At 48.7% G+C, this 15,053-nt stretch carries 9 protein-coding genes and 14 tRNA genes; 6 read left to right on the forward strand and 17 right to left on the reverse strand.

What is annotated here, in order from left to right:
• Positions 1-23: 23 nt before the first annotated feature.
• From sstT to ACUZ8J_RS14000, 7 genes are all read right to left on the reverse strand, one after another.
• Positions 24-1,250 (reverse strand): serine/threonine transporter SstT, encoded by a 1,227-nt coding sequence (gene sstT, locus ACUZ8J_RS13970; protein ID WP_109287765.1) that lies wholly within the window; start codon positions 1,248-1,250, stop codon positions 24-26.
• A 196-nt stretch (positions 1,251-1,446) separates the two neighbouring features.
• Entirely contained in the window at positions 1,447-2,358 is a 912-nt protein-coding gene (locus ACUZ8J_RS13975) for a chemotaxis protein CheV (protein WP_249554631.1), read from the reverse strand.
• A 91-nt stretch (positions 2,359-2,449) separates the two neighbouring features.
• Positions 2,450-3,970, reverse strand: coding sequence for a phospholipase D family protein (locus ACUZ8J_RS13980; RefSeq protein WP_446694939.1), 1,521 nt, complete (start codon positions 3,968-3,970; stop codon positions 2,450-2,452).
• Positions 3,971-4,118: 148 nt separating this feature from the next.
• Positions 4,119-4,589 (reverse strand): phosphatase domain-containing protein, encoded by a 471-nt coding sequence (locus tag ACUZ8J_RS13985; RefSeq protein WP_109287768.1) that lies wholly within the window; start codon positions 4,587-4,589, stop codon positions 4,119-4,121.
• Positions 4,590-4,654: 65 nt separating this feature from the next.
• Positions 4,655-5,938 carry a DEAD/DEAH box helicase gene (locus tag ACUZ8J_RS13990; RefSeq protein ID WP_446694168.1) on the reverse strand — a complete coding sequence of 428 codons (1,284 nt, stop codon included), beginning with the start codon at positions 5,936-5,938 and terminating at the stop codon, positions 4,655-4,657.
• Positions 5,939-5,975: 37 nt separating this feature from the next.
• Positions 5,976-6,542, reverse strand: coding sequence for a methylated-DNA--[protein]-cysteine S-methyltransferase (locus ACUZ8J_RS13995; protein WP_446694169.1), 567 nt, complete (start codon positions 6,540-6,542; stop codon positions 5,976-5,978).
• Between the two features lie 119 nt (positions 6,543-6,661).
• A complete protein-coding gene (locus ACUZ8J_RS14000; protein WP_446694940.1) occupies positions 6,662-8,179 on the reverse strand; it encodes a DNA-3-methyladenine glycosylase 2 family protein in 1,518 nt (505 codons plus the stop codon).
• A 293-nt stretch (positions 8,180-8,472) separates the two neighbouring features.
• Here ACUZ8J_RS14000 and ACUZ8J_RS14005 point away from each other — a divergent pair, with 293 nt between their 5' ends.
• Positions 8,473-10,302, forward strand: a complete 1,830-nt coding sequence (locus tag ACUZ8J_RS14005) for an ABC transporter ATP-binding protein (RefSeq protein WP_109287771.1) — start codon at positions 8,473-8,475, stop codon at positions 10,300-10,302.
• A gap of 521 nt (positions 10,303-10,823) precedes the next feature.
• Here ACUZ8J_RS14005 and ACUZ8J_RS14010 read toward each other — a convergent pair.
• The 10 genes from ACUZ8J_RS14010 to gltX form a co-directional block, all read right to left on the reverse strand.
• Positions 10,824-10,899: transfer RNA gene (locus tag ACUZ8J_RS14010), tRNA-Glu, on the reverse strand.
• A 99-nt stretch (positions 10,900-10,998) separates the two neighbouring features.
• Positions 10,999-11,074: transfer RNA gene (locus tag ACUZ8J_RS14015), tRNA-Glu, on the reverse strand.
• Between the two features lie 99 nt (positions 11,075-11,173).
• Positions 11,174-11,249 (reverse strand) — tRNA-Glu (locus ACUZ8J_RS14020).
• 99 nt (positions 11,250-11,348) lie between these two features.
• A tRNA-Glu gene (locus ACUZ8J_RS14025) sits at positions 11,349-11,424 on the reverse strand.
• Positions 11,425-11,523: 99 nt separating this feature from the next.
• A tRNA-Glu gene (locus ACUZ8J_RS14030) sits at positions 11,524-11,599 on the reverse strand.
• 180 nt (positions 11,600-11,779) lie between these two features.
• Positions 11,780-11,855: transfer RNA gene (locus ACUZ8J_RS14035), tRNA-Glu, on the reverse strand.
• A gap of 64 nt (positions 11,856-11,919) precedes the next feature.
• Positions 11,920-11,995, reverse strand: a tRNA-Ala gene (locus ACUZ8J_RS14040).
• Between the two features lie 107 nt (positions 11,996-12,102).
• Positions 12,103-12,178, reverse strand: a tRNA-Glu gene (locus ACUZ8J_RS14045).
• A gap of 67 nt (positions 12,179-12,245) precedes the next feature.
• Positions 12,246-12,321 (reverse strand) — tRNA-Ala (locus tag ACUZ8J_RS14050).
• Positions 12,322-12,425: 104 nt separating this feature from the next.
• The gene (gltX, locus tag ACUZ8J_RS14055; RefSeq protein ID WP_446694170.1) at positions 12,426-13,835 is read right to left on the reverse strand and encodes a glutamate--tRNA ligase; all 1,410 of its coding nucleotides are present in this window, start codon (positions 13,833-13,835) and stop codon (positions 12,426-12,428) included.
• Between the two features lie 598 nt (positions 13,836-14,433).
• Between gltX and ACUZ8J_RS14060 the strand changes: the two genes are divergently transcribed.
• The 5 genes from ACUZ8J_RS14060 (at position 14,434) to ACUZ8J_RS14080 (ending at position 14,943) form a co-directional block, all read left to right on the forward strand.
• Positions 14,434-14,509: transfer RNA gene (locus tag ACUZ8J_RS14060), tRNA-Val, on the forward strand.
• Positions 14,510-14,557: 48 nt separating this feature from the next.
• Positions 14,558-14,633 (forward strand) — tRNA-Val (locus ACUZ8J_RS14065).
• 32 nt (positions 14,634-14,665) lie between these two features.
• A tRNA-Val gene (locus ACUZ8J_RS14070) sits at positions 14,666-14,741 on the forward strand.
• Positions 14,742-14,766: 25 nt separating this feature from the next.
• Positions 14,767-14,842 (forward strand) — tRNA-Val (locus ACUZ8J_RS14075).
• 25 nt (positions 14,843-14,867) lie between these two features.
• Positions 14,868-14,943, forward strand: a tRNA-Val gene (locus tag ACUZ8J_RS14080).
• Positions 14,944-15,053 lie beyond the last annotated feature (110 nt).

The raw sequence follows: 15,053 nt of genomic DNA on the forward strand, positions 1-15,053 counted from the left end.
TTCTACACTAACAACAGCACACTTTATCCAAGTTTAGCTTTGTTTTCAGCGGCTTCACAAGCTGCGGCGGTAAAAATCACGTCCGTAGAGCTATTCAGTGCGGTTTCGGCCGCATCTTGGATAACCCCGATAATAAAGCCGACGGCAACCACTTGCATAGCCACATCATTGGAAATACCAAACAGGCTACAGGCCAGCGGAATAAGCAGTAACGAACCACCAGCCACACCGGATGCACCACAGGCCGAAATCGCCGCCACGACACTCAGCAGTAACGCCGTTAATAAATCCACCTGAATGCCTAAGGTATGCGCCGCGGCTAAGGTCAGCACGGTAATGGTTATCGCCGCACCGCCCATGTTAATAGTTGCGCCTAGCGGGATAGAGACAGAGTAGGTGTCTTCATGCAGCTTTAATTTTTCACACAGCGCCATATTCACTGGAATGTTCGCCGCACTTGAACGGGTGAAAAATGCAGTTACGCCACTTTCGCGCAAACAACGGATCACTAAAGGATAAGGGTTACGTTTAATTTTCACATAAACAATCAATGGGTTAACAATCAAAGCTATGATAGCCATCGCGCCGAGTAACACGGCCAACAGCTGAGCGTAACCGGCAATGGCGGCAAAACCAGTTTCGGCAAACGTCGCCGCTACCAGACCGAAAATACCGATAGGTGCTAATCGAATGATAAAACGCACCATTTGTGAAATACCGTGGCTCACATCGGCAAACACTTGTTTGGTGGAATCATTCGCATGGTGCAGGGCTAAACCTAAACCCACACCCCAAGCCAAAATGCCAATGTAGTTGCCCGTCATTAACGCATTGACTGGGTTATCAACCAGTTTGAAGAGTAAGGTATTTAATACTTCACCAATCCCCTGCGGTGGACTGGTGCCTTCAACGCCGGCAACCAACACCAGATTGGTGGGGAACAGCATGCTTAACACCACGGCGGTTAACGCAGCAGCGAAGGTACCAAATAAGTACAGCACCACAATCGGGCGCATATTGGTTTGGGTATTTTTCTTTTGATTGGCGATGGAAGACGCCACAAGGATAAACACCAGAATAGGTGCGATGGCTTTTAATGCACCTACGAAGAGACTACCTAAAAACGCGACTTGCTTTGCGGCTTCATGTGAATAACTGGCTAAACTCACACCAGCGATGATCCCCACGAGAATTTGCAGCACCAAACTGCCATTAGCCAACTTGGCTAAAAAAGATGATTCTTGTTTCATGACTTAACCTGTCGTTATTATATTTCGGCTGAGTTTCCCCACCCCACACCTTCAACATTGAGGCCAATAAGGTTTTTATAGGATGTAATGGAACTTGTCTAGCTTTGCAGGGAAATAAGCCTATTAAATTACCCTGCCCCTGCAAAACCCTTACAAAAATCCAACATAGCACCCAGTTTGACGCTTAGTTTGATGCCTAGTTTGGCGCAGAGCTTGCCCGCTTTGCCGCTAAATCGGCACCCCGTAGCATGGCTTCCACCAGCTCGTGGGCATCAAATTTAGTGAGCGCCTCATTCGCGCCAACTTGATGGGCTTGGCTGACACTAATCTCACTCGAAAGTGAGGTATGCAAAATAATATAGGCATTGGCGAGGAGTGGATTATCCCGGACTTCAAATGCCAGCTCATAACCATCGAGCCCTGGCATTTCAATATCGCTCACCAGAATATCGATAGGATGATGCTCGGCGGCGGCCTGCTCCATAATCGAGAGCGCATCTTTACCATCCGGTGTCACAAAATAAGGAATGTTAATGCTATCGAGCGCATCGGAGAGTTGTTTGCGCGCGACCTTAGAATCATCCACCAGCAAAATACGCATGGGTTTTAACTTCTCGCGCTGCACGTCAGTTAAAATGGCGCGATTAGCCTCGGGCGCATCGGGGAACACCTTCGACAGCAACAACTCAACGTCGAGTAACTGCACCAGCTGATTATCGTAACGTGTTACTCCGGTTAAAAAGGCATTGCGGCCTAAATTAGCCGAAGGCGCCTCAATATCACGCCAATTACACTCGATAATCTTATCAATCGCCCGCACCAAAAAGCCGATAATCATCCGCTGACAATCGGTAATGATGATATAGCAATGTTGGCGCTCTTCATCGCTGATGGGGCGGTAACCAATCGCTGCCGCCATATCCACCACGGGAATGGTATGGCCGCGAATCGTTGCGGCCCCCATGATAGTTGGGTGAGATTGAGGAATTTTACTCAGCGGAGTGTATGGCACTAACTCACGGATTTTTAGCGTGCCCAGAGCAAAGACCTGCGTTTGCGATAACCGAAACAGTAATAGCCCTTGCGATTGACTTGCCTTGCTTTTCATAAACCTAAATTCTCATTAACGATTCTGTTTTTATCATAGCGGTTCGCAAAATGAGTTGCGACAGCTAAAACCGCTATTTAGTCACCTTAGCTTATAACTGTGACTCTATTGGCAGTAACCCGAGGAAATCGGCAACAAAAATACGCCAAAATCCCGCGTCGGGCTCACTGTCGTAGCGCTGCTTGTTGGCATCATCCCACCACACCAACTCCCCCTCTTCTAAGGCGAGCCGATAGGTGTTGTTTGCCAGTTTTTCCTCAATTTTGTGAGCCACTTGCTGACTAAATTGCGGTTGAGTGATCAGCAATCCAAGCTCGGTATTCACCGCCGCAGAACGGGGATCAAAGTTAAATGAGCCCACAAATATCTGATTATTATCAAATACAAACGATTTGGCATGCAGGCTACTTTTTGAACTGCCATGCCAACTGTGTGAGCGCTCACCCGCCTGCGCTTTCACCTCGTAGATTTCAACGCCCGCGGCCAACAAGGCTTTTCGATACTGCTTATATCCCGCATGCACCGCCAGCACATCGGTCGCCGCCAGACTATTGGTCAGCACGCGCACCCGTTTGCCTGACTGCGCTAAGAGAGTAAGCAGATCGGTTCCCGATTGTGTCGGCACAAAATAAGGCGAAATGATGAGTAACTCGGACTCCACCTGCGTCAGGTAAGGTAATAACTGGCTGAGCAGCCAAGTGGATTTATCGCCTTGCAGCAACTTATCGGGCGGGTCAACCAACACTAGGGCTTTGCCCCAAAACCACGTCATACTATCGCTCTGCAAATTTGCCAATAACTGGCTTTGGGCTAAGCGCTTCACATATTCGCTGGACTTGGACTGTTCACGCTGCTCACTCATTTGCTGCGCTAGCGCTTCAAGCTCCGCCTGCGTGGGATTATGATCGCTCAACACTTCAATCGGATGGGTGGAGTCGGCATTCCAATATAGGTCAAATTCATCGGATACCTTAGGCACTGCATCGCCCATAGCTAACAGATCAAAATCGCCAAATTCGAGGTCACGATTCGCCGCAAAATACTCATCACCAATATTACGTCCACCGACAATGGTCATCACGTTGTCCACGGTGAACGACTTATTGTGCATCCTATGATTTAAGCGACTAAAACCAAACAACATGGCAAGGCCGCGGTAATTACGCTCGGTGCTCGGGTTAAACAGTCGAATACTGATGTTAGGGTGGCGCGCGAGGGCAATTAGCTGCTCGTCCATGTCGGCACTTGTCATATCGTCCAGCAATAAACGCACTCGCACCCCGCGATCCGCAGCATCCAATAAAAACCACGTCAGCAAGCGGCCCGTTTCATCATTACGATAAATATAATATTGCAGATCGATACTGCTGACAGCGGACTCAATCAGCAACAAGCGGGCGACGAAGGCATCGACCCCATCACCGAGGGGGAATACGCCAGTTTGCTCGGGATGCTGCGCCATGGCGGTTTTTACCGCCTGATACAGGGTGGAGTTTTCGGCTAAAGGATAGGCTGTTTCAATTGATTTTGCGGGTAATTCTGCCATTGAGCTACAACCGTTAATCAACAGGAGCAAAAGCCCCCAAAAGGGAAGCGAGAGACGAAATACCATTTGTTTGACGGGATAAATTTTGCGATTACGCCCTATCTCTTTAGCAAGATGTTGAGCGAGTTTGTTGGCGAAAACGGCGCCACAATTGCGCGATGATATCCCGAATATCGTCACTAAATGGTATTCCTTATTTTATGAATTCAGAGGGTTAATCCTGTAACGCATAGAGCACATCGAAGGCAAACTGATCCCACCCTTCGGCAGTAAACGCAATGTCGCGAATGCTGCGCACTTGGCTAACGGCATGCAAAGGCGCGGCGCCATTCACCATCAAGTAATAGGCCATAATAAGCCCTGTACGGTCTTTACCTGAGCGGCAATGGATTAGTACGGGCAAGTTATCGGCTTCACACTGCTGAATAAAGGCCAGCGCCCGCGGTAACTGGGCAACACATATAGCCACATCCCCTTCCTGCGGCGGGACATTGCGGGAAAAAGGAATGCATTCATAACGCAATCCGTGGTGCTTAAAACTGCCCGGCTCACAGCCTTCTCCGCCATTCACGGATAACACCGCACGGATCCCCAAAGACTTAAGTTCGGCTAAATCCCAAGGGTCCTTGTTGGGGCCACTTCGGCCCGCAATCTTGCCTTCAACTAACCAAAATAGATGCTGCATACTGCTCCCACAAACCAGATGCGAAGGGACATGAGATGCACTAAGCATAACTCACGCCCAAGGAATTAAGACTTTTTACCCCAAAATTCAAGGTTCGCCGCGGGTAACTGTTTACGCTTTTTCTTGCCGGTGCCTTCGGGTTTAGCCTGCGGTTTTTCCTGCGCTAACACTTCGAGTGGCATCTCGGCATTCGCTTCAAATCCTGGGATTTGTTCACGTACAAGTTTGATTTTGTTTTTCTTTTCTATCACGCCGAAGTGATGATATTCCTCATGGGAAATCAAGGTCACCGCCAAACCCGCCTCTCCCGCGCGGCCGCTACGGCCAATACGGTGCATATAATCAGCCGGACTTCTTGGTAAATCGAAGTTAATCACCACAGGGAGTTTATCAATATCAATACCACGGGCTGCGATATCGGTCGCAATCAACACACTGATTTCGCCACTTTTAAAACCATCAAGCACCCGAGTTCGCGCGCCTTGCGCCTTATCGCCATGGAAGACTTCGGCACTGATCCCACGTTTAGACAGCTTCTGTGCGAGGTGATTACAGGTGTTTTTAGCACTGACAAAAATAAGCGCCTGCGACCACTGATGCTGTTTTATCAAGTGTGCCAACAGCGCCGTTTTTTGTTCACGGTTGACTGTGATAACGCGCTGTTCAATGGTGCTTTCTTGCTCACTTTGCAGATGATATTCAAGCGGTTGATGGAGTAATTTGGCCGTGAGTGCACGTACTTCTTCAGGGAATGTCGCCGAAAACAATAAGGTTTGTTTCTTGGATGGCAGCGCCTCAAGCACTTGATTTAATTCATCAGTAAACCCAAGGCTTAGCATGCGGTCCGCTTCATCCAGCACTAAGGCCGAGACGCGATTTAACTTAAGCGCATTGCTGGCTAATAAATCCAATAAACGGCCTGGTGTTGCCACCAGCACATCGGCTCCCGCACGTAAGCTTTGCATTTGCAGATTGACAGACACGCCGCCAAACGCCGCAACTATCTTAAGTTGGCCATTGAAGTGAGAGGCATAGGATAAAAAGCTATCGGCAACTTGCTGCGCCAATTCGCGGGTTGGCACGAGTACCAAACAACGCACTTGGCCTGCCGATTTTTCCGCGGTTTTCGCCTCAAACAGGCGCTGTAATAACGGCACGGCAAAGGCGGCCGTTTTGCCAGAGCCCGTATTCGCCCCCGCTAATACGTCCCGTCCACTGAGCACGGCAGGAATTGTCGCCGCTTGTATGGGCGTAGGCGCCGCGTAGGTCAGCTCAGTGAGTCGATTACACAGGGGCGCAATAATGCCAAGTTCGGCAAAGCTGGCAACGGAGGAAGAAGCTTGGGTCATAAAAAATTACATGGCTCATCAATAACAAATATGACCGCTATTCTAACGTAAAATGCGCTCCCTTGCTTGTCGATTCCAGCATTAACAGCTGTTGTTTCATCGTAAGTCCATAGGCATAACCGGTTAATTGGCCATTTTTACCAATGATACGGTGACAGGGCACAATAATCGCGATGGGATTGGCGCCATTGGCGGCCCCCACCGCCCTAACGGCTTTTGGCCTGTCGATACGCTGGGCGATATCGCCATAACTGCAACTCTGCCCATAACCGACCTGCACCAGCGCCTGCCACACCTGCTGCTGAAATTCGGTGCCCTTAGGCGCTAAGCTTAAGTGGAACTCGGTTAGTTCACCGCGAAAATAATCTTGAAGCTGCGCCTTTGCCTGTTCAATATGGCTTTTGGCCCGCGCAAGTTCGTCATCAGTTGCAACCTTTAGCGGGATCTCCGTTCGGTTCGAGCCCACGACCGTTAAATGGCTCAATCCGTAGGCATTGGCATTGAGTTGTAGTTCGCCGACAGGGGTACTTAAGGTATCGACAGCGCAGGGCTGATAATCTTTGACCGCTGGCGCGCTAATCAGTTGGGATAAATTCTGGCTCATAATGGTTCTCGTAAACGGCTTTAGTACGATGTTTTCGTACTGTGTTGCAAATAATGTTTCTATTAGCGGCTCTCATATTGAGCTAGATACCGGCTCCATAACTTGCGGCCAGAAATACCTTATGCATCGGACCACAGCTGAAAGGTTAAATAACTCCCCCAAGGGGCGATATCCGCGCTCACCCGCTGTGCAAGCGCCGGATAATCCAGCTGTTTTACCACTTCAATATCCACGCCTTTTTGCGCGGCTACACTGGCTAACAATTGTTTTTTAACAATTAAATCCGTGTGCAAGAAGATATTCGGATCGCCAAGTCCACGCATTTTGGCGTAGGCAATGGTCCAAGGGCCGATGCCTTTTACCCCAATCCACTCATCGACTGGGGCTTCGGGCTGCTCACAGATAAACGTCGCAAGCGCATTGAGCGCCAGTTTGCGCGCGCCGGGCATTTTAAGCTCATCGAGATTCGCCTCACGAATCGCCTGCGGCGTGGGGAATAGTCGATATTCCCGCCCGTTTAAACTAAAGCGCTCACCATAGGCTTCGACCAATATATTCAGTAATTTAGTGGCCTGCACTACGCTCACCTGCTGACCTAAGACCGCTCGGCAACCCGCCTCAAACACAGTGCCTGCGCCCGGGATCCTAAGCCCGGATTTGCTACTGAGTTTAATATCGGTCAAGTGCTCTAGGTTGTGTTCAATCTGCTGCATGTCGGCATCGAGATCTAAAATGCGTCGCACTTGGGTGATGAGCTTTTGTAGGCCCGATAAAGGCGAGTCAGGCGTTAACGTCAGCGTGATTTTAAAGCGATGCAAAGGCGCCTCATGGACGATATGCACCACAGCGCGGATATCCTCAAGTTGCAGAGTGCGGCCATACTCAAGTGGCGTATTTGGGTCAATCGCCCCATGGGCGTGAGAGTCTTCTGTTTCACTGAACCATTCCATGCCAGCGACGGCGCGCAGGCGATAAAAGGCTAATTGCGCCGACCAATCGAGTGGCGGCCGGTAGTACTGATACAGACTCAAGCTGTGCGCTGGCATCTCCTGCGAACAAACGAGTTCGACACTCTCCCCGTCGTCTATTTTCGTCGTCGATTTCTGGCTGGATTTTCGTAACTGTGTGGGCGTTAATTGCAGCGCCTGCTGAAACGCCTCGTTGAAACGACGAATACTGTTAAAACCTGCGGCAAGGGCGACCTGTGTGATGGGCAACTGCGTTTGATGTAACAACTGTTTTGCGAACAATAACTGACGATAGAGGGCAAATTGTTTAGGTGAAGTACCAAATCCTGCGGTAAATAACTTATTTAAATAACGGCTGCTGATCCCTAGTTTGTCTGCCAAGGCCTCGACCGTTAATCCTTGCTCGCCAGATAAGGCGCCAGCTTCAATCAAACCTATCGCTCTATCTAGGGTTGTGTTAGTACCTTTCCACGGATTAGAGCCAAGAGCACTGTCGGGGCGGCAACGCAAACAAGGTCTAAGTCCCGCCTGCGCAGCTTTAATGGCCGAGTCAAAATAACGAACATTTTCTTCCTTCGGCGCAACTGCAGGACATACTGTTCGGCAATAAATCCCCGTACTTAACACGCCCACAAAGAACTTACCGTCAAAACGTGGATCGCGGCTCATGCGCGCTTCACGGCAAATCCCAGCGGATATTTGGCAATCCTGCGCGTCGCTTGATGTCTGCTCGAATGGCGGTTTGGGGGCTGAATTAAGGCTCACGCTTGTCTGCTTCATTTGGCTATCCGACAATCTTATTCACAATTTTGTACTTGTCGGTTACTGTACGTCACCCTATGCTAGCACACTCGCGGAAAACGGAACTGGATCATCGCGTGCTTTTAAAGTGCAAGATCCTATATGCTAGACACCTCGACGTTTTCCCCCATTCACTTTTCTCAATAAAATAGAGTCAATTCATGTTTAAACGATTTGAATCTTGGGTTGAAGCCCTGCCCGATGGCGAACCAACCAAGCCTCCCACGGGGGTGTATGCGTTCTGCCGGCATTACACTAAGGGCTATGAATTACCGCTTATCTTAATGTCTGTGCTGACAGCATTAATCGCCATGCTCGAAGTCTCGCTATTTGGCTTTATGGGGCAATTAGTCGATTGGTTAGTGAAAAAAAGCCCTGAGACACTCTTTCAAGATGAAGGCTCAACGCTGCTATTAATGGGACTGATGGTCCTAGTGGTGATGCCACTATTAGTGCTATTCCATGCGCTGATCATGCATCAAACCTTGCTGGGTAATTATCCCATGTCGATTCGTTGGCTTGCGCACCGCTATCTGCTCAAGCAAAGCGTCTCTTTCTATCAAAATGATTTTGCCGGCCGCATTGCCACTAAAGTGATGCAAACTTCCCTTGCGGTGCGTGAGACAGTGATGAAACTCCTCGATGTGCTGGTGTACATTTTAGTGTATTTCACCTCCATGCTGGTGATGGTGGCCAGTGCCGATGTGCGTCTGGTGATCCCCATGCTGATCTGGCTGGCGCTCTATATCGGTTTACAGTGGTATTTTGTGCCTAGGCTGAAAACGGTTTCAACCGAACAGGCCGATGCGCGCTCGACGATGACAGGACGTATTGTCGACAGTTACACCAATATCACCACGGTGAAGCTCTTCGCCCATACGGATAAAGAGGCCGAGTATGCCAAGGCGAGTATGCGCAGTTTCCTCGACACTGTGTACCGCCAGATGCGCCTCGTCACGGGGATAAGTGTCAGTGTGCAAGTGATTAACTATATGCTCGCCTTCAGTATTGCCGCTGTGTCTATCTTGCTCTGGAGTGACAATGCCATCTCTGTTGGAGCGATCGCAATTGCCGTGAGTTTAGCGCTACGTCTCAATGGTATGTCGCAGTGGATCATGTGGGAAATCAGTTCGTTATTTGAAAATATCGGTACAGTAACCGATGGGATGAATACCCTTTCGAAAACGACACTTATCCAAGATTCGCCCAATGCCAACACCTTAGTGGTGGAGCAAGGACGTATCGATTTTAATCAGGTGAGCTTCCATTACGGCGAAGAAACCGGTGTGATTGAAGATCTTAACCTCAATATCAAAGCGGGTGAAAAAGTCGGTCTCGTTGGCCGCTCGGGCGCGGGTAAGTCCACCCTAGTGAACCTGTTGATGCGTTTTTACGATGTTGAGAAAGGCCAAATTTGTATCGATGGTCAAGATATTAAAGCGGTCAAGCAGGACTCACTGCGCTCACAGATTGGCATGGTGACCCAAGATACGTCTCTACTGCATCGCACAATTCGGGAGAATATTCTTTACGGTAATCCCGATGCCAGCGAAACCCAACTCGAACATGCAATAAAACAGGCTCAGGCCCATGATTTTATTAATGAACTAACCGATCCGAATGGCAACCATGGCCTAGATGCACAAGTGGGTGAACGTGGGGTTAAGCTCTCAGGTGGACAGAGACAGCGTATCGCGATTGCTCGAGTACTATTGAAAAATGCGCCGATTTTACTGCTCGATGAGGCGACTTCTGCCTTGGACTCCGAAGTGGAAGCGGCAATTCAGGAAAGCTTGTACGAATTGATGCAAGGAAAGACGGTGATCGCGATTGCCCATAGATTATCTACTATCGCGGCAATGGACAGATTAATCGTGCTCGATCAAGGTCGTATCGTTGAGCAAGGAACCCATCAAGAGTTGATTGCCGCAGGCGGTATCTATGCCCAGCTTTGGGCCCATCAAACGGGTGGTTTCCTCGGGGTTGAGTAGCTTTAAGCGTTTCTTAAGCTCACCACCTTGTACTTTGATTTGAAAAATCATTGAGCTTGGATGTACAAGGCGACCTCGAGTCGCCTTTTTATTTGGCTTTATTATTTGCGTTTGCTTTATTGGCTGGGGGGAGAGGCACAAAGAGTTAGTTGCAGGTAACTATCCCCCACAATCTCCTCAATCCTCAACAGGATCCGCATCCTCAACAATATCCGCAAACTGGCCCCTTTAAGTATAGTGCTCTACTGAGAGCGCACGCTGTTTACTCTTATATAGGTACTGCGATTTGATAAGACGTAAATACCGCAGAAAGTACCTACTCCCCTACCACAACCCAAGACAAATAAACTGATACTATCTCAATAGAATTGGCTTATGGCTTATGGCTTATGGCTTATGGCTTATGGCTTATGGCTTATGGCTTATGGCTTATGGCAGGATAGCGAATTTTAGATACAAAAAAACCACCTAAAGGTGGCTTATTGTTCTCAACTAACACTAGCGATTAATCTTAGTTGAGGTGGTATCCCCTAGGGGATTCGAACCCCTGTTACCGCCGTGAAAGGGCGGTGTCCTAGGCCTCTAGACGAAGGGGACACAAGGACCGATGTTTAACCTCATCACTGAGGTCTTGCTGTTAACTCACAAATCACTCGTTAGTCATTTGTGATAGCACCCTATCTTTAAGGGATAGAGTGGTATCCCCTAGGGGATTCGAACCCCTGTTACCGCCGTGAAAGGGCGGTGTCCTAGGCCTCTAGACGAAGGGGACACAAGGACCGATGTTTAGCCTCATCACTGAGGTCTGACTGTTAACTCACAAATCACTCGCTAGTCATTTGTGATAGCACCCTATCTTTGAGGGATAGGGTGGTATCCCCTAGGGGATTCGAACCCCTGTTACCGCCGTGAAAGGGCGGTGTCCTAGGCCTCTAGACGAAGGGGACACAAGGACCGATATTTAGCCTCATCACTGAGGTCTGACTGTTAACTCACAAATCACTCGCTAGTCATTTGTGATAACACCCTATCTTTAAGGGATAGAGTGGTATCCCCTAGGGGATTCGAACCCCTGTTACCGCCGTGAAAGGGCGGTGTCCTAGGCCTCTAGACGAAGGGGACACAAGGACTGATGTTTAACCTCATCACTGAGGTCTTGCTGTTAACTCACAAATCACTCGTTAGTCATTTGTGATAGCACCCTATCTTTAAGGGATAGAGTGGTATCCCCTAGGGGATTCGAACCCCTGTTACCGCCGTGAAAGGGCGGTGTCCTAGGCCTCTAGACGAAGGGGACACAAGGACATATTAATTCGAATTTTCATCCCCGCTTAACATTGGCGGTATCCTAGGCGCACTTCTAAGAACAGAAGGAGACACAAGGACCGATATTTAGCCTCATCACTGAGGTCTTGCCGTTAACTCACAAATCACTCGCTAGTCATTTGTGATAGCACCCTATCTTTAAGGGATAGAGTGGTATCCCCTAGGGGATTCGAACCCCTGTTACCGCCGTGAAAGGGCGGTGTCCTAGGCCTCTAGACGAAGGGGACACAAGGACATATTAATTTGAAAACTATTAATGACTAACAGTGCTCTCGCTTAATACGGCGAATTTGGTGGAGCTAGACGGGATCGAACCGTCGACCTCTTGCATGCCATGCAAGCGCTCTCCCAGCTGAGCTATAGCCCCAAATTCTTTCGACATGACTGATATTCAGTATATATCGCAGAAACTGGATTTGTTCTTACCAAACGACTCGTTAGTCATTTGCTAGGAACCCTATGTGATAAACATAGTGGTATCCCCTAGGGGATTCGAACCCCTGTTACCGCCGTGAAAGGGCGGTGTCCTAGGCCTCTAGACGAAGGGGACACAAGGACATATTAATTTGACTCGCATTATTGCTAATGCTTATCCCGCTTAATATCGGCGGTAAGTTTGGTGGAGCTAGACGGGATCGAACCGTCGACCTCTTGCATGCCATGCAAGCGCTCTCCCAGCTGAGCTATAGCCCCAAACTTATCAAGCTGTATTTAAGTGCACCACAAGCATTCGCTCGTCTGTGTCTCAACTACGGGGCGCATTCTATGCAGCGCACCTAAATGTGTCAACTCGTTTTTTAGGAATTTATTCTATCTGCTACAAATTCAATCGCTTTGGATATTCTTTGCTCAGAACGCACCTTTCCTATTAAGAATAAGGTGATATCTAAGCCAGGAGACTGCCCTGCACCTGTCACAGCGACACGTAATGGCATACCCACTTTACCCATACCGACTTCTAATTCGGTCGCGGTAGCTTCAATCGCTTGATGGATAGCTTCAACAGTCCACTCAGTTAATGCAGCCAGTTTTTGTTGCACTAATTGTAATGGCTCAAGCGCGACACCACGTAAGTGCTTTTTCGCTTGTTCAGCATCGAACTCTGCGAAGTCTTCATAGAAGTAGCGGCTAGAAGCGGCTAACTCTTTTAAGGTCTTAGCGCGTTCAGCCAATGCAGTCACTACCGCAGATAAAGCAGGGCCATTTGAGGTATCAATCTTTTGATCTGCCATGTGCCACTGTAAATGGCTAGCCACATATTCAGGATCAAGCGTCTTAATATAGTGTTGGTTTAACCAAACCAGTTTTTCGGTATTAAAAGCAGAAGGCGCTTTATTGATGTCGTCTAACTTAAAGAGCTGCTTCATTTCTTCTAAAGAGAACACTTCTTGATCGCCATGTGACCAACCTAAGCGAACTAAATAGTTAAGCAGTGCTTCTGGTAGGTAACCATCATCACGGTATTGCATTACGCTTACCGCACCGTGACGCTTAGACAACTTGGCTCCGTCATCCCCTAAAATCATCGACACGTGGGCATATTCAGGAATAGGCGCGCCTAATGCTTTAAGGATGTTGATTTGACGTGGCGTGTTGTTGATATGGTCTTCACCACGAACCACACAAGTAATACCCATATCCCAATCGTCAACAACCACACAGAAGTTATAAGTCGGTACGCCATCGGTACGGGCAATGATCAGATCATCTAATGCATCGTTTGAAAACTCGATACGGCCACGAACGTGGTCATCAAATACCACTGAACCGCCGATGGGGTTTTTAAAACGCACAACAAAAGGCTCGTCAGTGTCACGCGCTGGCAAGTCACGGCAGCAACCATCGTATTTTTGGGCTTCGCCATTTGCCGCTTGTGCTTCTCTTAAAGCATCGATACGTTCACGCGAGCAATAACATTTATAAGCTGTGCCCTGCTCTAACATCTGCGCGATGATTTCGTTATAACGATCAAAACGCTTAGTTTGATAGTACGGGCCCTCATCCCACGTCAGACCTAACCAGTTCATGCCTTCTAAAATGGCATCACAGGCAGCCTGAGTAGAACGTTCAATATCCGTATCTTCGATACGTAAAACAAACTCACCATTATTGGCACGGGCTTGTAGCCAAGAATAAAGAGCTGTACGGGCACCGCCCACGTGCAAAAAGCCAGTTGGGCTTGGGGCAAAACGCGTCTTAGTTGTCATAATGGGACACTAACCTATATAAAGTCGTCTAGATAAAGACAATCACGGTAAAAAGTGGGCTTATTCTAGCAGCCTAAGTCTGCGCTGCAAATGGCACTTAGTGCAGCTATTGCAGATCCCTTCAAAGTATCTGCCCAAAGGTGAGCGCTTTAGATTGCTCTGATAAAGATGAGAATCCAGCGCCCCATATCGGAAAACAAACGCTCGAAAACCAAAGCCATATAATCGGAACGACATAAGGATGCGCACCTCTATTTAGAAACATGCCATCGAGATTGAGCAAAATAGATGAAGAGAACGTCGCTGCACCCTCTTCCTTTATCATTTAAGCCGTATAAGACAACACTTTTCAGCCTAAAAAAGCCGCACCCCCTCAAAAGAGAACGCTTAAGGATGCGATTGGCTGACTTATTTTCAAGATGAGCGCTAAAGCCTGAAAAGAAAATACCAGCTAAATTGTCCAATAAAGTAACACTTTGAATGATGACGTGATTAACATTACGGCAATCCGAGCAAAAATAGCGCGACCAATGCTTTTTTCATTAAAAAGCGTTGACACTCGATCGAACCTCCCTATAATACGGCTCCACACAGCAGAGGTCGCTTAGCTCAGCTGGGAGAGCACCTCCCTTACAAGGAGGGGGTCACTGGTTCGATCCCAGTAGCGACCACCATGTGTTAAATGCAAATTTAATCATGGTATACAAGTTGTTATATGCCCGGGTCGCTTAGCTCAGCCGGGAGAGCACCTCCCTTACAAGGAGGGGGTCACTGGTTCGATCCCAGTAGCGACCACCATATACTCCTCACTCACTGTGTAGTCATTCTCCGGTCGCTTAGCTCAGCCGGGAGAGCACCTCCCTTACAAGGAGGGGGTCACTGGTTCGATCCCAGTAGCGACCACCATATTCTTCAGTACTGATTTACCCCGGGTCGCTTAGCTCAGCCGGGAGAGCACCTCCCTTACAAGGAGGGGGTCACTGGTTCGATCCCAGTAGCGACCACCATATTCTGCAGTATTGATTTACCCCGGGTCGCTTAGCTCAGCCGGGAGAGCACCTCCCTTACAAGGAGGGGGTCACTGGTTCGATCCCAGTAGCGACCACCATATTACCCCAAAAACTTTACCCCTAGAACAACTCAACTATGCTTGATCTTAATCAGCATCTGCTTAACTGAGCCTGTAGCCCAGTATTCAATTCCATTTAAACGCTGCTG

The sequence above is a fragment of the Shewanella sp. Koi 1 genome, from assembly GCF_052907445.1.